General features: G+C 63.5%; 11 protein-coding genes. 2 read left to right on the forward strand and 9 right to left on the reverse strand.

Translation table 11 applies throughout. The features are described 5' to 3' along the window. Positions 1-3 precede the first annotated feature (3 nt). From recA to BM194_RS07200, 3 genes are all read right to left on the reverse strand, one after another. Positions 4-1,080 carry a recombinase RecA gene (recA, locus tag BM194_RS07190; protein ID WP_092845214.1) on the reverse strand — a complete coding sequence of 359 codons (1,077 nt, stop codon included), beginning with the start codon at positions 1,078-1,080 and terminating at the stop codon, positions 4-6. A 166-nt stretch (positions 1,081-1,246) separates the two neighbouring features. Continuing rightward, positions 1,247-1,753 (reverse strand): CinA family protein, encoded by a 507-nt coding sequence (locus tag BM194_RS07195; protein ID WP_177223364.1) that lies wholly within the window; start codon positions 1,751-1,753, stop codon positions 1,247-1,249. Positions 1,754-1,808: 55 nt separating this feature from the next. Further along, positions 1,809-5,705, reverse strand: coding sequence for an AsmA family protein (locus tag BM194_RS07200; RefSeq protein WP_143097578.1), 3,897 nt, complete (start codon positions 5,703-5,705; stop codon positions 1,809-1,811). A 209-nt stretch (positions 5,706-5,914) separates the two neighbouring features. Here BM194_RS07200 and mutS point away from each other — a divergent pair, with 209 nt between their 5' ends. Both mutS and fdxA read left to right on the forward strand, forming a co-directional pair. Next, the gene (gene mutS / locus BM194_RS07205) at positions 5,915-8,509 is read left to right on the forward strand and encodes a DNA mismatch repair protein MutS (RefSeq protein WP_092845218.1); all 2,595 of its coding nucleotides are present in this window, start codon (positions 5,915-5,917) and stop codon (positions 8,507-8,509) included. A gap of 198 nt (positions 8,510-8,707) precedes the next feature. Further along, the gene (gene fdxA / locus BM194_RS07210; protein WP_092845220.1) at positions 8,708-9,031 is read left to right on the forward strand and encodes a ferredoxin FdxA; all 324 of its coding nucleotides are present in this window, start codon (positions 8,708-8,710) and stop codon (positions 9,029-9,031) included. Between the two features lie 562 nt (positions 9,032-9,593). On the opposite strand, the gene eno is transcribed toward fdxA, so the two are convergent. From eno to gltB, 6 genes are all read right to left on the reverse strand, one after another. Continuing rightward, the gene (gene eno / locus BM194_RS07215; protein WP_092845222.1) at positions 9,594-10,889 is read right to left on the reverse strand and encodes a phosphopyruvate hydratase; all 1,296 of its coding nucleotides are present in this window, start codon (positions 10,887-10,889) and stop codon (positions 9,594-9,596) included. 42 nt (positions 10,890-10,931) lie between these two features. Beyond that, positions 10,932-11,783, reverse strand: a complete 852-nt coding sequence (gene kdsA / locus BM194_RS07220) for a 3-deoxy-8-phosphooctulonate synthase (protein ID WP_092845224.1) — start codon at positions 11,781-11,783, stop codon at positions 10,932-10,934. A 31-nt stretch (positions 11,784-11,814) separates the two neighbouring features. Further along, positions 11,815-13,464 carry a CTP synthase gene (locus BM194_RS07225; RefSeq protein WP_092845226.1) on the reverse strand — a complete coding sequence of 550 codons (1,650 nt, stop codon included), beginning with the start codon at positions 13,462-13,464 and terminating at the stop codon, positions 11,815-11,817. A 124-nt stretch (positions 13,465-13,588) separates the two neighbouring features. Continuing rightward, positions 13,589-14,143, reverse strand: a complete 555-nt coding sequence (locus BM194_RS07230) for a cupin domain-containing protein (RefSeq protein ID WP_092845228.1) — start codon at positions 14,141-14,143, stop codon at positions 13,589-13,591. A 106-nt stretch (positions 14,144-14,249) separates the two neighbouring features. After that, on the reverse strand, positions 14,250-15,683 hold the full coding sequence (locus tag BM194_RS07235) for an FAD-dependent oxidoreductase (RefSeq protein ID WP_092845230.1): 1,434 nt from the start codon (positions 15,681-15,683) through the stop codon (positions 14,250-14,252). Positions 15,684-15,698: 15 nt separating this feature from the next. Further along, complete coding sequence (gltB, locus tag BM194_RS07240; RefSeq protein WP_092845232.1) at positions 15,699-20,156, reverse strand: glutamate synthase large subunit; 4,458 nt, start codon at positions 20,154-20,156, stop codon at positions 15,699-15,701. Positions 20,157-20,211: the final 55 nt, after the last annotated feature.

Here is a 20,211-nt window from a genome sequence, read left to right on the forward strand (position 1 = left end):
ACCTTAGAGCAGCGTGTCGTCGCTATCGTCGTCGAGGGCCGCCGCTTCCTGGGCTGCCGGCTCGGCATCCTTGGCCTTGGGCTCGACGCTAGCCAGCAGTTGGGCCCGGATCTGGCTCTCGATCTCTTCCATGATCGCCGGATTGTCCTCGAGGAACTGGGCCGCGTTGGCCTTGCCCTGACCGATCTTGTTGCCCTGGTAGCTGTACCAGGCACCCGCCTTGTCGACCAGCTTGCACTGCACGCCCAGGTCAATCACCTCGCCGGCATGATAGATGCCCTTGCCGTAGAGGATCTGGAACTCGGCCTGGCGGAACGGCGGCGACACCTTGTTCTTGACCACCTTGACGCGGGTCTCGTTGCCGGTCACCTCGTCACCCTGCTTGACCGAGCCGGTGCGGCGAATATCGAGGCGCACACTGGAGTAGAACTTGAGCGCGTTACCGCCGGTGGTGGTTTCGGGGCTACCGAACATCACGCCGATCTTCATGCGGATCTGGTTGATGAACACCACCATGCAGTTGGCGTTCTTGATGTTGCCAGTGATCTTGCGCAAGGCTTGGGACATCAGGCGGGCCTGCAGACCAACGTGGGAGTCGCCCATCTCGCCTTCGATCTCGGCACGTGGCGTCAGTGCCGCCACCGAGTCGATGATGATCACGTCGACCCCGCCGGAGCGCACCAGCATGTCGCAGATCTCCAGTGCCTGCTCGCCGGTATCCGGCTGCGAGACCAGCAGGTCGTCGAGGTTGACGCCCAGTTTTTCGGCATAGCTCGGATCGAGTGCGTGCTCGGCATCGATGAAGGCGCAGGTCTTGCCCTGCCTCTGGGCCTGGGCGATCACCGACAGCGTCAGCGTGGTCTTGCCCGAGGACTCCGGCCCGAAAATCTCGACGACGCGGCCCAATGGCAGGCCGCCGATGCCCAGAGCAATGTCTAGCCCCAGCGAGCCGGTGGAAATCGACGGCATCGTCACACGGGGCGTGTCGCCCAAGCGCATCACGGTGCCTTTGCCAAACTGACGCTCGATCTGCGAGAGCGCCGCGTTGAGCGCTTTGGAACGGTTATCGTCCTGTGCCATGAATGTCTCCTGATAGCACGTGTAGGTTGGCGCGATACCCGGCTCTGGGCTCGCATGCCAGCGTCGACTGGCACTCCAATCACTGTATGGCTAGACAGTATTATGACGAAAAATTCGTCACTCGCCTACTCCCGGCACGCATAAATTCTTCTCCTCCCGGAGCGACTCATGCGGCTTCGATCCAGCGGATCAGCCCTTCCAAGGCCACGCGCACCGCCTGCTCGCGCACTGCCCGGCGGTCCCCGGCGAGATGCAGACAAGTCGCCTGCTGGTCGTGAACATCGCCCCAGGCGAACCACACCGTACCCACCGGCTTTTCCGGACTACCGCCGCCTGGCCCGGCAACGCCGCTGATGGCCACGCCGAGGTCGGCACCGCTTTCGCGACAGGCGCCGACAACCATGGCGATCACCGTCTCGCGGCTGACCGCACCGCAGGTTTCGAGGGTTGCCGGCGGCACATTCAGCAAACGCGTCTTGGCGGAGTTGGAATAGGTGACATACCCGGTCTCGAAATATGCGGAACTGCCGGCAATATCGGTAATGGCACTGGCCACGCCGCCGCCGGTACACGACTCGGCGGTGGTCACCGACAGGCGTTGTGCCAGGCAGGCCCGCTGCAGGCGCTCGCTGAGTGCATGCAATTCAGCATCATTAGCCACGTTGTCGCTCACGCGGAGTCCTCGTCAGAAAGCCATGCAGGGAGCTTAACAGAAGCCTGGCCCGCCCTCAGGTTCCTGACGCTGGCTGTGCCATGCGTGACTCGTCGAGCACCTGCTGGCAGCCGGGACCCGCGCCCTCGCCCAGGCCCGGCTCCACCCAGGGTAGGATCGCCAGCGGCGGCGCGACCACAGCCCCCAGCAGGGAAAGCACGCCCCGCGCGATCAGTTCCCCGGACACCACGTCCACCTGGGGTTCAGTGAGCGGACCCTGAACCTGGACCGGTGAGTCGGAGGCCAGCAGGCTGGGGTCCTTGGGGTGTGCCTCGAAAGCCAGGTCCAGCCGCTCGTGATCCAGGTCGATCTCGCCACCACCGGTAATGTTCGAATCCACGGTACTGATGAAAAACTGATCGACCCTGGCAATACCGCTTTCGGCATCGAGACGGGTGTAGGCGCAGCGCAAGGGCACCTTGTCGGCATCGGCCAACGCGGCCATCAGCGCTTCGCCCGCGTCTAGGCCGACACCCTCCAGCAACAGCATGTCCAGCCGCCCGCCGGACATGGCCAATTCCAGCCGGCCGTTCAGGCTCGCCATGACCTCGTCCATCGAGCCGCCAGCGAAGCGCACCTGCCCCTGACCACCCAAGGTACCCGCCGAGTCCTCGGCGACTTCCGACGCCCCGGCACGCCGCAGGACCGGCTTGAGATTGACCTGGCGTACCGACAGGTCGAGATTACCGTCCAGTACCTGACCATGGGCATCCAGCCGCAACTGGGCGACAACCGTTCCGCCCCCGAGTCCCATGCGCAATGGATCGAGAGTCAATACGCCATTTTCCAGCGTCAGATCCAGTGACACGTCGGACAGGGGGACGTATTCGGAGTCCACGTTGTCAGCGCTATAGACGACATGCGCGTCCATCCGGCGCAATCCCTGCAAATCCCACTGGCGATCGGAGAACAGATCTTGCCGGCCTCCTTCCTGGCGAGCCCGAGCCTGCTGGGCGGGCGATGCGGATTCCCCGCTTCCTGTCTCGGGCGGGCTGCCGGTCAGCGGCGCCAGGTCATCCAGGTCCAGGCGTTGCGAATGCAACGTTGCCCAGAGCATGTCGCGCTCCCCCAGTCGCAGTCGCATGTCGCCATTGATATCGCTGTTGCCGAAGGTGCCATCGAAATTCAGCATACGGACCAGATCGTCCCTGACCCGCAGTTCGCCACGCAGCTCGTATGGCGGCAAGGCAGGAAAGTTGAGCCCCGTCAGGGTGTTGAGACGGGCCGGATTGGGCCCGGACAGCTCGAATGACGTTCGAATGCGTCCAAGCTCAAGCGGCTTCTCGATCGTGCCGTCCACGTAAAGCCGGGATTGCTCGGACGTGACCTGCCCCTGGACGGGATACGGCTTGCCGGGGTTGCGCAGGTTGAACAGTGGCCCGACCTTCAGGTCGTATTCGAACGGCTTGCCGTTGTGCCGGCCACGGCCTTGCAGACGAACACCCGGCGCCGAAGAGCCGGCCAGGTCGATGGCATCGGCATTGATGTGCAGGAACAGGTCCTGCGAGGGCAGCCGGTAATCCACCGACGTATTGTCGGCTATCAACTCGCCCTCCTCGAGGCGCACATTCAGCCGGCCGTCCAATGTGCCCAGGTCACGATTGCCCAGCGGCGCCAGCGCCTCACCCAAGTCGAACCGGGACAGTTGCGCATCGATATCACCGCCCAGTGTCTGAGGCTGGATGCTCAGCACCCCCTGAGCCGTCAGCGTCCCCTGATCCTGTTCCAGGTGCAGGTTCTGCACGTCCAGGCGCCCCGCTTCGAGACTTCCCTGCAGCGCAACATTGCGCAGTTGGGTGTCGCCGTAGCTCAACCGGTCTATCGACAGGTCGGCCTGGGCATTGAAACGCCGCAGCGGCTCGAGCCCTTCCGCCAGGTCGCGGTCCCAGGCGGCACTGTCTGACGGCGCCTCACCATCCTGGGCTGCCTCTTCATCGGATCCCTGCGTCACGCCCAGTTGCGCCAGGTCCAAGTGATCGATGTCGAGTTGAGCCTCGATGGTCGGACGGTTGCCCTGTGCCGCAGCATCGGGCGGCAATTGCAGGCCGACCTGGCCATCCCAGGTGCCCAGGCCAGCGTAGCCGAACGGTGCCAACGCATCATTCATGTCGACCTGGTCCAACTGAGCCTCGAGGTCGGCGGTGAGCGTACTGTCGCGAATCTCGACCTGGCCCTGGGCGCTCAATTCACCCGGCCCTCTTGCTTGATCCTGAGATTGAGTGGCATGCAGGCGCTCAATGTCCAGCGTGCCTGCCTCCAGGCTGCCCTGCAGCGCCACGTCGCTGAGCTGGCTGTTGCCATAGCTCAGCCGGTCAACCGTCAGATCGATCCGGGCATCGACGCGTTGCAGCGGTGCCAACTGCTGCGCCAGTTGACGATCCCAGGCAGGTTTCTCACCGGTGCCATGCGACGCCTGCGACTCGCCGTCCTGGGGCATGAGACCCAACTGCGTGAGATCGAGATGCCCAATGTCGAGCTGAGCATCGAGCTGCGGGCGGTTGCCCTGCGACGCAGCGTTGGCTGGCAGTGTTACACCGACCTTCCCACTCCAGGTTCCCAGCCCATCATAGCCCAGTGGGGCCAGGGCCTTGTCCATGTCGAGCTTGGAAAGCTGCGCCTCGAGGTCGGCGGTCAGCGTTTCGTCGCGTACCTCGAGCTGGCCCTGCGCTGTCAGCTCCCCCTGACCCTGAGGACGATCCTGGGCGGCATGCAGGCGCTGGATATCCAGCGTTCCCTGATCCAGAGCCCCTTTCAGAGCCACATCCTGAAGCGTTGTATCGGCATAAGCGAGTCGGTCGACCGTCAAGTCGAACTGGGCATCGTACTTCTGCAACGGCGCAAGCTGTTGGGCCAGGCGCTGGTCCCACGGTCTGGACTGGCCCGAGCGCTCCTGGGCAGACTGCCGAGCCTGATCGTTGCCCTCGAACAGGCCCCAGCTCGACAGATCGAGACGATCGGCATGAAGCTGGGCGTCGATCGTGGGCCGCTCTCCTCCCGTGGCGATACTCACCGAGCCCTCTACCTGGGTTTCGCCTAGCTGGGCGGTGGCATTCTGTAGCGACCATTGATCGTCCTGATGGCCAATCTTGCCGTGCAGTTCCAGCGCGGGTAGCTCAAGCGAAGGGCGCCCGAGCATTTTCGCCAGGTTCGCCGCCTGGGGAGCGGACACGTCCAGCTGTCCTTCCAGGCTGGCGGGTTGCGAGATATCACGAAGCCGCCCATCGAAACTTGCCTGTAGTTGGCCGAGTTGGCCTTGCATCATGAGGGGATACGCATTGCCGTTATTGCCTGCCAGGGCCCGGGATGGGGAGCCACCGTGACCACTGAGCTCGAGCGGCAGACCCTGGAAGGTTCCCTGCGCCTCGACCATCAGTTCGCGAGTACCGTCATCGTTGCTGCGGGTTCGGAAGTCCACGCTCAGGTCCGCATCGAGGGTGGGATCCCGGTAGGTCAGGTGACCATCGTCGATTTTGAGGACATCGGGACTGATGCCAAGACCGCCGCCACCCTGCTGATCCTGTTGACCGGTCAGCGCTCCCCAATTCGACGTGCCATCCTCGCGCCTGGCAAGATGGATTTCAGGATGGCTGAGCCCGAGACGCTCCAGTTCGAGCTGGCCCGTCATCAGTGCACCGGGATTCACGGCGATATCCAGCGCCTCGATATCGAGCATCTGGTCGTGGGCTGCCCAGTCGGGATTGGCTACAGTGATGTCCTCGAGATGCACGGTCAGCGGCCATCCCCAGCCGATATCCAGGCTGCCGATCTCGACATTGCGCCCGTTCAGGCGCTGACTGATCTGGCCTTCCAGCCAGCCACGAGCCCACTGCGACTCGAGAAGAAGCATGCCGGCCACCAGCAATACCACGATACAGGCCAGCGTCACGAGGATCCGTCGAGCTGCCTTGACCACGTCCACTCCCTGGTTCAGTTACCTGCGCGTCGAGCGCTCCGCGTTCCTTTTCCCTGTTTATGGAGCGCACCACTTGGAGCGTAGACGACTTGACCGGGAACCACAGGCGTATGTCGACCTGTCGACGCCCCATCGGACTACGATAGAATGGCCGACCAGCAAATGCCCCAGCGTGATACGCCCATAGCCACACGGGAAATGCCAGCCTCATGCAAGACGCGGTCGAGACGAAACGTGCCCAGCACACGCCGATGATGGCGCAATACCTGAAGATCAAGCGCGAGCATCCCGACGTACTGCTCTTCTATCGCATGGGTGACTTCTACGAGCTGTTCTACGACGACGCCCGTCGTGCTGCCCAGTTGCTCGACATTACCCTGACCCAGCGCGGCCAGTCGGGGGGCAAGCCGATTCCCATGGCCGGGGTGCCCTATCACAGCGCCGAGGGTTACCTGGCGCGCCTGGTACGTGCCGGCGAATCGGTGGCGATCTGCGAGCAGATGGGCGATCCCGCGACCAGCAAGGGCCCGGTGGAGCGTAAGGTGGTGCGCATTGTCACTCCCGGCACGCTGCACGATGAGGCGCTGCTCGACGCCAAGCGCGACAATCTGCTGCTGGCGCTTCACTGTCAGGGCGAACGCTGGGGCCTGGCCTGGCTGGAACTGTCCAGTGGCCGCTTCAGCGTGCTCGAGGTCGATGGCGAGGCGGACATGCTCGCCGAGGTGCACCGCCTGGCGCCGGCGGAACTGCTGATCGCCGACGGGCTCGAGCTGGCCCCGGCACTGGCCGACCGTGCCGGACTCAAGCGCCAGAGCGAATGGTTGTTCGACCTGGAGTCCTCGAACCGTCTGCTGTGCGACCAGTTCGGCGTCGCCGACCTGCGCGGTTTCGGCTGTGCCCACCTGGAATGCGCCATCACCGCTGCCGGGGTGCTGGTCGACTATGCCCGTGATACCCAGCGTTCGCGCCTGCCGCACGTCACTGCCCTGGGCGTGGAAAGTCGTGACGATGCGGTCGTGATCGATGCTGCCAGCCGCCGCAACCTGGAAATCGACACCAACCTTGGCGGCACCGGCGACAACACCCTGGCCAGTGTCCTCGACACCACCGCCACGGCAATGGGCTCGCGTCTGCTCAAGCGCTGGCTCAACCGCCCGCTGCGCAACCGCGAGCACGTCGCCGCCCGCCAGGCCGCCGTGCAACTGCTGCTGGCCCAGGAGGGCTTCGTGAGCCTGCGCGACAGGCTCAAGCAGATTGGCGACGTGGAGCGCATCCTGGCCAGGGTCGCGTTGCGCAGCGCCCGCCCGCGCGACCTGGCACGCCTGCGCGATGCGCTCAACGCCCTGCCGGAGCTGCAACACGAACTGAGCGAACTCGACGAAGGTACAGCCCTCGACGAGCTGCGCCGCCACATCCGCCCCTACCCCGAACTCGCCGGCACGCTGACCCGCGCCCTGGTCGACAACCCGCCCGTGGTGATTCGTGACGGTGGCGTACTCGCCGAAGGTTTCGACGAGGAACTCGACGAGTATCGCGGCCTGGCCGAGCACGCCGGCGACTACCTGATCAAGCTGGAAACCCGCGAGCGCGAGCGCACCGGGCTGGCCGGGCTCAAGGTCGGCTACAACCGCGTACACGGTTACTACATCGAGATCCCCCGCGCCCAGGCCCGCGAGGCACCGGCCGACTACATTCGTCGCCAGACGCTCAAGAACGCCGAGCGCTTCATCATTCCCGAGCTCAAGGAGTTCGAGGACAAGGCGCTGTCGGCCAAGTCGCGCGCCTTGGCCCGCGAAAAGCTGCTCTATGAGAGCCTGCTCGACACGCTCAATGCCGACCTCGACGCCCTGCAGGCCACCGGACGCTCGCTGGCCGCCCTCGACGTGCTGGCGGCCTTCGCCGAACGCGCCCAGGCGCTGGATTTCGTGCGTCCGCAACTGCTCGACACACCGGGGCTATGCATCGAGGGCGGGCGCCACCCGGTCGTCGAGCATGTCAGCGACCGGCCGTTCGTGCCCAATGATCTCAAGCTCGACCCGCGCCGCCACATGCTGGTGATCACCGGGCCCAACATGGGCGGCAAGTCCACCTACATGCGCCAGGCTGCACTGATCGCCCTGCTCGCTCATTGCGGCAGCTTCGTGCCCGCCGACCGTGCAGAGATCGGCCCGCTGGATCGTATCTTCACGCGCATCGGCTCCAGCGACGACCTGGCCGGCGGCCGCTCGACGTTCATGGTCGAGATGACCGAAACCGCCAGCATCCTGCACAACGCCACCGATCAGAGCCTGGTGCTTATGGATGAGATCGGGCGTGGTACCAGTACCTTCGACGGCCTGTCGCTGGCCTGGGCCAGCGCCGAGCATCTGGCCCGCGTGAAGGCGTTCACGCTGTTCGCCACACACTACTTCGAGATGACGGCGCTGGCCGAGCAGATGGAGGGTGTGGCCAACGTCCACCTGACGGCGGCCGAGCATCGCGACGGCATCGTCTTCATGCACCGTGTCGAGGAAGGGCCTGCCAGCCAGAGCTACGGCCTGCAGGTGGCGCAACTGGCCGGGGTGCCGCAGGCGGTGATTGCCAGGGCCCGCGAGAAGCTGGCGGGCCTCGAACAGCAGGAAGTCGACCAGGGCCAGCGTAAGCCGGCCCACGGCACGACGCTGGCATCCCCGACTCCCCAGCAACCCGACCTGTTCGCCACGTCGCCTCACCCGGTCGTCGAGGAACTCGCTGGCCTGGCGCTGGATGAGCTGTCGCCGCGCCAGGCACTGGAATTGCTCTACCGTTGGCGCGAGAGCGTCTAGCCTGCATCGGGGCTGCATGAGGCAGGCTATTTCCTCATGCCCAAACGATCATAATGCTCGCTTGCCGATGAATGGCGGGGGACTCTAGAATGGCCCCATTTTAGAATCAAGCCTTATATAGGCTTCGATCACTTATAACTGGCTGATGAGATCCCGGCGCCCGCCGCACCGGAACACCAAGATTGAGGGAGACACCCCATGACGTTCGTCGTTACCGAAAACTGCATTCGTTGCAAGTACACCGATTGCGTCGAGGTCTGTCCGGTCGACTGTTTCTACGAAGGGCCGAACTTCCTGGTCATTCACCCCGACGAGTGCATTGATTGTGCCCTGTGCGAGCCCGAGTGCCCCGCCGAAGCCATCTATTCGGAAGATGAGCTACCGGACGATCAGAAAGAGTTTCTCGAGATCAATACCGAGCTTGCGGAAGTCTGGCCCAATATTACCGAGAAGAAGGATCCGCTGCCGGAAGCCGAGGAATGGGACGGCAAGTCCGACAAGCTACAGTATCTGGAGCGCTGAAACGCCATTCCCTCCCATGCCACCCGGCACGCTGACCAAGTGTGCCGGGAAACCTTTTGGCGAGCATTCAGACACGAAAAAGGCGGCCCGTAGGCCGCCCGCTCCCAGCTCGTCCTTGGACACCTCCCTGTGTCCGATATCCTTTGACCCTGATCCTTGTCCAGAAGCCACTTCCCCGCAGCACCGGACGAGCCTTGATCTGTATCCCTAGCATCCTGCCGGTCGTGGGCTACCCCACTCCCAAATCCCGAGATCATTGTCTCAGTCTTTCGCAGTGCCGCAAAGGGGCCCCTTTATCGGCAGCCAAGCGGCACAACTTGAGCATTGTTTTTTTCCACTTGGAAAACAGATAGATAGAATATAAAGATTCGCTAATTCTCTTTGTACGGGCATTTCCCGTCTGCAAAAGCGACCCCATTCTGTAGGCAATTTCCTACAAGACTTGGAGAATTTGCGGACAAGGATAGCTGCCATGCTCAGGCAACCAGCGGCGGGAAAGGATTGGCGACGAGAGAGCAGGAAAACGGTGCCGGGATCGCCGGCACCGTAACGCGAGGCAGGATCAGCCCTGACCCTTGATGGCCTTGAGGCCGGGATAGACGGCCTTGTCGCCGAGTTCCTGCTCGATGACCAGCAGGCGGTTGTACTTGGCGATGCGGTCCGAGCGGCTCAGCGAGCCGGTCTTGATCTGCCCGGCGGACGTCGCCACGGCCAGATCGGCGATGGTGGTGTCCTCGGTCTCGCCACTGCGGTGCGAAATCACCGCGGTGAAGCCGGCGTCCTGAGCCATCTTGATGGCGTCCAGCGTTTCGGACAACGAACCGATCTGGTTGAACTTGATCAAAATCGAGTTGCCGATGGACTCGTCGATGCCACGCTTGAGGATACGGGTATTGGTCACGAACAGGTCGTCGCCGACCAGCTGCACGCGATCGCCGAGTTTCTCGGTGAGCAGCTTCCAGCCGTCCCAGTCGGACTCGTCCATGCCGTCCTCGATGGACACGATGGGATACTGTGACACCAGCTCGGCCAGATAATCGGCAAAACCCGCGGCGTCATAACGCTTGCCTTCGCCGGCCAGGTTGTACTCGCCGTTCTCGTAGAATTCGGAGGAGGCGCAGTCGAGCGCCAGGGTGATGTCCTTGCCCAGCGTATAGCCGGCATCGGCGATCGCCTGCTTGATGACCGCCAACGCTTCGGCATTGGAATCCAGGTTCGGCGCGAAGCCACCTTCGTCGCCCACCGAGGTGGCCAGACCGCGAGATGCCAGCACCTTCTTCAGGGCATGGAACACCTCGGCACCCATGCGCAGCGCTTCGCGGAAGCTCGGCGCGCCGACCGGCTGGATCATGAATTCCTGCATGTCGACGTTGTTGTCGGCATGCTCGCCGCCGTTGATGATGTTCATCATCGGCACCGGCATGGTGTACTTGCCCGGCTGGCCGTAAAGCTCGGCAATATGCGCATAGAGCGGCACGCCCTTCTCGGCAGCGGCGGCCTTGGCGGCGGCCAGCGACACGGCGAGGATAGCGTTGGCGCCAAGATTGGCCTTGTTGTCGGTACCGTCGAGTTCGAGCATGGCCTGGTCCAGGGCTCGCTGGTCGTTGGCATCCATGCCTTTCAGGCGGTCACGAATCTTGCCGTTGACGGCCTCGACCGCCTTGAGCACGCCCTTGCCCAGATAGCGCGACTTGTCGCCGTCACGCAGTTCCAGCGCCTCGCGGGAACCGGTGGAGGCACCGGACGGGGCACAGGCGCTGCCATGCGCACCGCTGGCCAGGGTCACGTCGGCCTGAACGGTCGGATTGCCGCGCGAGTCGAGGACTTCGAGAGCGCGAATGTCGACGATTTCTGCCATGTCGTATCTTCCTTAATCGGTTGTGTTTTATCGGTAGCGAAGCTAGCTGACCTGAACCTCAGGGAAGCCCTTGACCAGTGCATCGATCTGCTGCATCTGGCTCAAAAACGGCTCCAGCTTGTCCAGCGGCAAGGCACAGGGGCCATCGCAGAGCGCCTTGTCCGGGGCGGGATGCGCCTCCAGGAACAGTCCGGCCAGGCCCACGGCAACGCCAGCCCGGGCCAGGTCGAAAACCTGGGCGCGGCGACCGTCGGCACTGTCGGCACGCCCGCCCGGGCGCTGCAGCGAATGGGTGACGTCGAAGATGACCGGGTAGCCAGTCTGCTTCATCTCGCCGACGCCGAGCATGTCGACGACGAGGTTGTTGTAACCGAAGCTCGATCCGCGCTCGCAGAGAATGATCCGGTCGTTGCCGGCCTCGCGGCACTTGGCAATGATATGACGCATTTCATGCGGCGCGACGAACTGCGGCTTCTTGACGTTGATTACTGCGCCGGTAGCGGCCATGGCGACCACCAGGTCGGTCTGGCGGGCCAGGAAGGCAGGCAACTGAATGACATCGGCGACCTCGGCCGCCGGCGCGGCCTGCCAGGGCTCGTGGACGTCGGTGATCACCGGCACGCCAAAGCGTGACTTGACCTCATCGAGGATCGCCAGCCCCTTGTCCAGTCCAGGGCCACGATAGGAGTGGATGGAACTGCGGTTGGCCTTGTCGAAGCTGGCCTTGAAGACATAGGGAATGCCCAGCCGCGCGCAGACATCGACATAGGTCTCGGCGACCTCGAGCGCCATCTCGCGGGACTCCAGTACATTCATGCCGCCGAACAGCATCAGCGGCAATGAATTGCCGGCACTGAGGCCGGCAAATTCGATGTTGCGTTGGGTATCTGCCATGTCGTCGCTCCTGCGTGGCAATCGACCGATCCTAGCCTTGGGCCTGGGCGCGTGCGCGGGCGGCCTTGTGCTCCAGCGCTGCATTGACGAAGCCTGAGAACAACGGATGCCCGTCACGCGGGGTGGAGGTGAACTCCGGGTGGAACTGACAGGCCACGAACCACGGGTGATCCGGCAGTTCGATCATCTCCACCAGGGAATTGTCGACGCTCTTGCCCGAGATCACCAGGCCGGCCTTCTCCAGGTCGTCGACGAACTGGTTATTGACCTCGTAACGGTGACGATGGCGCTCGGTGACGTCCTCGAGGCCATAGGCCTGGTGCGCCCTGGAACCCGACTTGAGATGACAGACCTGACCGCCCAGGCGCATGGTACCGCCCAGATCGGCGGCCGCGTCGCGCAGTTCGATCTTGCCTTCGGCGTTGACCCACTCGGTGATCAGGCCGACCACCGGGTGGCGGGTATCGTGGGTGAACTCGGTGGAATTGGCATCGTCCCAGCCGACCACGTTACGCGCATATTCGATGACCGCCACCTGCATGCCCAGGCAGATACCGAGATAGGGAACGCCCTGCTCGCGAGCGTAGCGGGCGGTCATGATCTTGCCTTCCACACCACGCTCGCCGAAGCCGCCGGGCACCAGGATCGCATCCTTGCCGGCCAGGCGCTCGGTACCGTGGCGCTCGATGATCTCGGCATCGATGTAGTCGATGTTGATCTTGACCCGCGACTGGATGCCGGCGTGAATCAGCGCCTCGTTGAGTGACTTGTAGGCATCGAGCAGATCCATGTACTTGCCGACCATGGCGATGTTGATCGACTTGAGCGGATTGAGCTTGGCGTCGAGGACGCGGATCCACTCGGACAGATCGGCCTGCGGCGCATCGAGGCGCAGCTTGTCGCAGACGATCTCGTCGAGGCCGAACTCGTGCAGCATCAGCGGGATGCGATAGATAGTATCGGCGTCCTGCAACGGCACGACGGCACGTTCCTCGACGTTGGTAAACAATGCGATCTTGCGCCGCTCGCTCTCCTCGAGTTCGACTTCGCTGCGACAGATCAGGATATCGGGCTGGATACCGATCGAGCGCAGTTCCTTGACGCTGTGCTGGGTCGGCTTGGTCTTGGTCTCTCCGGCCGTCTTGATGTAGGGCACCAGGGTCAGGTGCATGAAGATTGCCCGATTGGCCCCCACCTCGCTGCGCAACTGACGAATCGACTCGAGAAACGGCAGCGACTCGATGTCGCCCACGGTGCCGCCGATTTCCACCAGCGCCACGTCGTAATCCTTGCCGCCCTCGATCACCCGGCGCTTGATCTCGTCGGTAATGTGGGGAATGACCTGGACCGTGCCGCCCAGGTAATCGCCGCGACGCTCCTTGCGCAGCACGTGCTCGTAGACGCGCCCGGTGGTGAAATTGTTGCCCTGGGTCATCTTGGTGCGGATGAAGCGCTCGTAATGGCCCAGGTCGAGGTCGGTTTCCGCGCCATCTTCGGTGACGAAGACCTCGCCGTGCTGGAACGGGCTCATGGTGCCCGGATCGACGTTGATGTACGGATCCAGCTTGAGGATGGTGACCTTGAGGCCGCGCGCCTCGAGAATCGCCGCCAGCGAGGCCGACGCGATGCCCTTGCCGAGAGAGGACACAACGCCGCCGGTCACGAAGATATATCGTGTCATGGAAAACCTGTCGAATCTGAACGGAAGGCCCTGGAGGGAGCCGGGCCTGGATGGGACGCCAGAATAGCAGATTCGGCCGGAGCGCTCAATTTTGCGCCCGGCCCTGGCGCTTCATGTCGCTGCCCTACTCCCACCAACGCTCGATGGGATTGCCCAGCGGGTCGCATGCGGGACGAGAGACCCGACGAATGCGCGCCACGGCAGCATCGTGTTCGGCCGGATCGGCGCGCAGCAGGTCGAGATCGGTCTGATCGACGGGATAGGCCGCCAGAAGCAGGAAATCGTCGCTGGCTTCCAGTGAGCAGTGCCCCGTCCCCGCCGGCAGTACCAGCGAATCGCCAGCATGGATTTCCACATCCTGCCCCGACTCACCACCCAGGCGCAGCCGTCCCCAACCGGAGAGCGCACCGAAGGCCTCATGGGCAATCGAATGGTAATGATGATAATCGTAGACGCCACCACGCCAGCTTGGTGTCCAGCCGTTGGCAGTGAATAGCGCCGAGAAGCGTTCGGCTACTGCCTCGCGATCCAGCGAATCGTCCAGTCCGCTGGAACGGAACAACAGGGTCGCCAGACGCGTATTGGGTATGCCCCCGTCATCGTCGAAGGTCAGGCGCTCGGGCACCACCGAGCCGTCGTGCATGCCCTTCAGCCCCAGCGCTGTCAATTGCTCATCCATGATCGCCTCCCTGGCGGTAAGTGGCCTGCCCCAGTCTAGCCGAGAGACGGCCCCTTAACGCAAACGCCCCGGCATCGGCCGGGGCGCAGGAGGCAGGTCGGGCGTGTCAGACTTCCAGGTAATCGAGGATACCCTCGGCCGCCTGGCGTCCCTCGAAGACCGCCGTGACTACCAGGTCGGAGCCGCGCACCATGTCGCCGCCGGCAAAGACCTTCTGGTTGGAGGTCTGGTAGGCGAACTTGCCTTCGTCCACCTTGGCCTGCTCCTTTGCGATCACCCGGCCGCGCTCGTCGACCTGAATGTCGTGGGTCTCGAACCAGGCGATCTCGCTGGGCTGGAAGCCGAAAGCGATGATGACCTCGTCGGCCGGCACGATTTCCTCGGAGCCCGGCACCACCTCGGCACGCTGGCGACCCTTCTCGTCGGGCTCGCCCATGCGGGTACGCACCAGCTTGACGCCTTCCACCTTGCCTTCACCGACGATAGCCACCGGCTGGCGATTGAACAGGAACTCGACGCCTTCCTCGCGGGCACTGGCCACTTCGCGCTTGGAGCCCGGCATGTTGGCCTCGTCGCGACGATAGGCGCAGGTCACGCTGGTCGCGCCCTGGCGGATCGAGGTGCGGTTGCAGTCCATGGCGGTATCGCCGCCGCCCAGCACCACCACGCGACGGCCCTTCATCGACACGTGCTCGTCGGTCGCCACGTTGAAGCCGAGATTGTGATTGATGTTGTCGATCAGGAAGTCGAGCGCCTTGTGTACCTGGGGCAGGCCTTCGCCGGGGAAGCCGCCTTCCATGTACTTGTAGGTGCCCATGCCCATGAACACGGCGTCATATTCGTCGAGCAGGTCCTGGAACTGAATGTCGCGACCGATCTCGACATTGAGCCGGAACTCGATGCCCATCTCCTCGAAGATCGCGCGGCGGCGCTGCATGACGTGCTTCTCGAGCTTGAACTCGGGAATGCCGAAGGTGATAAGACCGCCAATCTCGGGGTAACGGTCAAAGACCACCGGCTTGACACCGTTGCGCACCAGAATATCGGCACACCCGAGGCCGGCCGGGCCGGCGCCGATCACCGCCACACGCTTGTCGGTCCAGGTGACCTTGGACATGTCCGGCCGCCAGCCCATGGCGAAGGCGGTCTCGGAGATGTACTTCTCGATCGAGCCGATGGTCACGGCACCGAAACCGTCGTTCAGCGTACAGGCGCCTTCGCACAGGCGCTCCTGCGGGCAAACGCGGCCACACACCTCGGGCAAGGTGTTGGTGCGGTGGGACATTTCCGCGGCGGCGAGGATGTTGCCCTGACTGACCAGCTTCAGCCAGTTGGGAATGTAGTTGTGCACCGGGCACTTCCACTCGCAGTAAGGGTTGCCGCAATCCAGGCAGCGGTGTGCCTGGACGGTGGCTTCCTGCGGGCGGAACGGCTCGTAGATCTCGGAAAATTCCTTGACGCGAAGGCGCGCATCCTTCTTCTGGCGATCCTTGCGCGCAACATCGATGAACTGAAAATCGTTATTCAGACGGTTAGCCATGTTCGGTGACTCCTCTTACTCGGGCCGACGACGGGACTCGGCGAGCAGGCTGTTCAGGCTTGCCGCCTTGGGCTTGACCAGCCAGAAATGGCGGATGTAGTCGGAGAAGTTGCTCAGAATCTCCTGGCCCCGTGCCGACTGGGTCTCGGCGACATATTCCTGGATGACTTCACGCAGGTGGCGCCGATAGGCTTCCATGGCCTCGGTATTGATACGGTGGATTTCGACCAGCTCGTGGTTGTAGCGGTCGACGAAGGTCCGATCCTGGTCGAGCACGTAGGCGAAGCCACCGGTCATGCCCGCCCCGAAATTAAGCCCGGTATCGCCGAGCACACAGACCAGGCCACCGGTCATGTATTCGCAGCAGTGATCGCCCGCACCCTCGATGACGGCATGCGCGCCGGAGTTGCGCACCGCGAAGCGCTCGCCGGCCGTCCCCGCGGCAAACAGGCGGCCGCCGGTCGCCCCGTAGAGGCAGGTATTGCCGATGATCGCCGTCTTGTGGCTCTCGAAGCGGCTGCCCTGGGGCGGCGTGATGACGATCTTGCCACCGTTCATGCCCTTGCCGACGTAGTCGTTGGCGTCGCCTTCGAGGTAAAGGTTGATACCGCGTGCGTTCCACACGCCAAAGCTCTGCCCGGCCACACCGGTCAGACGCAGCGTGACTGGCGCATCTTCCAGGCCAGCTTCGCCATAGCGCTTGGCAACCTCACCGGAGACGCGCGCCGGCACGGAGCGGTCGCAGTTGCTGATACGGAACGTGAACTCACCGCCGCTCTTGTTCTCGACGGCCTCGCGCAGCACATCGAGGATTTCCTCGTTCTTGGTCGCCAGGTCGTGCGGCATGTTGCGCTGGACCTCGCAGAAGCGCGGTGCGTCTGCCGGCACCCAGTCATTATCGAGCAGCGAATCGAGCACAAGCTTGCGCTGCGAACTGGTCTCTCCCTCGATCTTCTCGAGCAGGTCGGTGCGCCCGATCAGGTCGGTGAGCTTGCGCACGCCGAGCATCGCCATGATCTCGCGCACTTCCTCGGCAACGAAGCGGAAGTAGTTCTTGACCATGTCGACAGTGCCGCGGAAGTGCTCGTCACGCAGGTAATCGTGCTGGGTGGCGACACCGGTCGCACAGTTGTTCAGGTGGCAGATGCGCAGGTAGATGCAGCCCAGCGAGACCATCGGCGCGGTACCGAAGCCGAAGCTCTCGGCGCCCAGGATGGCCGCCTTGACCACGTCGAGCCCGGTCTTCAAGCCGCCGTCGGTCTGCAGGCGAATCTTGTCGCGCAGGCCATTGATGCGCAGCGCCTGGTGCACCTCGGGCAGGCCAAGCTCCCACGGGCTGCCGGCATGCTTGATCGAGGTCAGCGGGCTGGCTGCGGTGCCGCCATCGTAGCCGGCAACGGTGATCAGGTCGGCATAGGCCTTGGCCACACCGGTGGCGATGGTGCCGATACCCGGCTCGGAGACCAGCTTCACCGAGACCAGTGCATCCTGGTTGACCTGCTTGAGATCGAAGATCAGCTGCGCCAGGTCCTCGATGGAATAGATATCGTGGTGCGGCGGCGGCGAGATCAGCGTCACACCAGGCACCGCATAGCGCAACCGGGCGATCAGGCCGTTGACCTTGCCGCCAGGCAACTGACCGCCCTCACCGGGCTTGGCGCCCTGGGCAACCTTGATCTGCAGCACCTCGGCATTGGCCAGGTAGGCTGGCGTCACGCCGAAGCGCCCGGAAGCAATCTGCTTGATCTTGGAACTGCGAATGGTGCCGTAACGCGCCGGGTCCTCACCGCCCTCGCCGGAGTTGGAGCGCCCCCCGGTCTCGTTCATGGCCTGGGCCAGTGCCTCGTGCGCCTCGGGCGAGAGCGCTCCCAGCGACATGCCGGCACTGTCGAAGCGCGGAATCAGGTCTTCGACCGGCTCGATCTCGTCCAGCGGCAACGGCTCGTCGGCCGGCTTGAGCTTGAGCAGGTCGCGAATGGTCGCTACCGGACGCTCGTTGACCAGGCGGGCGAACTCCTTCCACTTGCCGTAGTCGCCCTGCTGGACCGCAGCCTGCAGGGCGCGGATCACGTCGGGGTTGAAGGCATGGTACTCGTAGCCGTGGACGTACTTGTAGAGCCCGCCCTGGCGAAGCCCCTTACGCGGGATCCAGGCGTCGCGGGCCAGCAGTTCCTGTTGCAACTGCAATTCGGCAAAGCCGGTCCCCTCGATGCGCGAGGCCATGCCCGGGAAGCACAACTCCATCACCTCGGACGACAGCCCCACCGCCTCGAACAACTGGGCACCACGATAGGAGGCAATGTGCGAGATACCCATCTTGGAGAGGATCTTGTAGAGCCCCTTCTGCATGCCCTTGCGGTAGTTCTCGCGGGAATCCGCCGGGTCGCCGAGCAAGTCGCCGGTGCGGTGCATGTCGGCCATGACCTGATAGGCAAGGTACGGGTAAATGGCCGTCGCACCGACACCGAACAGTACGGCCAGTTGGTGCGAGTCACGGGCATAACCAGTTTCCACGATCAGGTTGACGTGGGTGCGCAGCCCCTTGCGACCCAGATCATGGTGCACCGCTCCTACGGCCAGTGCCGGATGGATCGACAACTGCCCCTTGACCAGCCCGCAGTCGGACAGCACCAGCACGACCTTACCGTTATTCGCCGCCTGCTCGGCCTGCTGGCAGAGCGCCTCGATGGCCTGCTTGAGCCCGGTCGACTCGGGGTCGTAGGCCAGGCTCAGCGTCTCGCTGGCGAAGGCCGGGTCGTCGTGCGTGGTCAACGCAGTGAACTTGCGCGGCGACAGGACCGGCGTGGTCAGGATCAGACGATGCGCATGCTCGGGCGTGGCCTCGAAGACATTGCGTTCGGCGCCCAGGCAGGTCTCCAGTGACATCACGATCGCTTCGCGCAGCGGGTCGATCGGCGGATTGGTGACCTGTGCGAACTTCTGGCGGAAGTAGTCGGTGAGCATGCGCGGCTGGCGCGACAGTACGGCCATGGGCGTATCGTCGCCCATCGAGCCGACGGCCTCCTGGCCGGTCTCGGCCAGCACGTGCAGGATCTGGTCACGCTCTTCGTTGGAGACCAGGAACATCTTCTGGTAGACCGCGAGCTCGTCGGGCTCCATGGGCTGGAAGCGGGCCAGCTCGGTCAGCGACGACTCGAGGTAGTTGGCATTCTCGTTGAGCCAGCGCTTGTAGGGATAGGAAGAACGAAGGCGCTCATCGATATCGTCGGTGTGCAGCACTTCGCCGGTGTGGGTATCCACGGACAGGATCTGCCCCGGGCCGATGCGCCCCTTGGCGACCACGCTTTCAGGCGAATAGCCCCATACGCCGATCTCCGAGGCGATGGTGATGTAGCCATTGTCGGTGATCACCCAGCGCGCCGGACGCAGGCCGTTGCGATCGAGCATGCACACGGCATGGCGGCCGTCGGTAACCACGATGCCCGCCGGACCATCCCAGGCCTCCATGTGCATGGAGTTGTACTCGTAGAAGGCGCGCAGGTCGGCATCCATGGTCTCTACATTCTGCCAGGCCGGCGGCACCATCATGCGCACGGCACGGTAGAGTTCCATGCCCCCGGTCAACAGGATCTCGAGCATGTTGTCCATGCTCGAGGAGTCGGACCCGTCGGTATTGACGACCTCATCAAGCTCGGTGATGTCAGGCAGCAGCTCGGAGACGAAGTTCTCCTTGCGCGCATTGGCCCAGTTGCGGTTGGCTTCGATGGTGTTGATCTCGCCGTTGTGGGCGAGGTAGCGAAACGGCTGGGCCAGCGGCCAGCGCGGCGCGGTATTGGTAGAGAAGCGCTGGTGGTAGACGCAGATGGAGCTTTCCATGCGTTCATCGGCGAAGTCCAGATAGAACGTCGGCAGGTCCTCCGGCATCATCAACCCCTTGTAGGAGATGACCTTGGAAGACAGCGAGCTGACATAGAAGTCGTCTTCGTGCTTGAGGCGCTGCTCGGCGATACGCCGGGCCATGAACAGATCGACGTTGAACAGCCGGCTCTCGCTGCGCTGGGCATCGCCCGGCTCGACGAAGATCTGACGAATGCGCGGCTGGCATTCCTGGGCGATCGGGCCACACACGCTGGAGTCGTGCGGTACGGCACGCCAGCCGCGCACACTGAGGCCGCGCTCCGCCAGTGCCGTTTCCAGCACATCGCGTGCACTGGCTTCACGGGTATCGTCATCGGGCAGGAAGACACTGCCCACCGCGTACTGTTCACCGAGTTCGAAACCCAGTTCATCACGCGCCACGGTGCGCATGAAGGCATCGGGCATGGAAATCAGCAGGCCACAGCCATCGCCGGTCTTGCCATCGGAGTTGATACCGCCACGGTGAGTCATGCAGGTCAGCGACTCGATGGCGGTCTTCAGCAGGTCATGACTGGCCTGCCCTTCCATATGGGCTATCAGGCCAAAGCCACAGTTATCGCGAAACTCACCAGGCTGGTGTAGACCTCTCATCATGGGCGTGCCTCACAGAATGCAGAAACTTGTGTCCAGAAAGAAGGCGGGGTATACT

It is taken from the genome of Modicisalibacter xianhensis, from assembly GCF_900113605.1.
Lineage (GTDB): Bacteria > Pseudomonadota > Gammaproteobacteria > Pseudomonadales > Halomonadaceae > Modicisalibacter > Modicisalibacter xianhensis.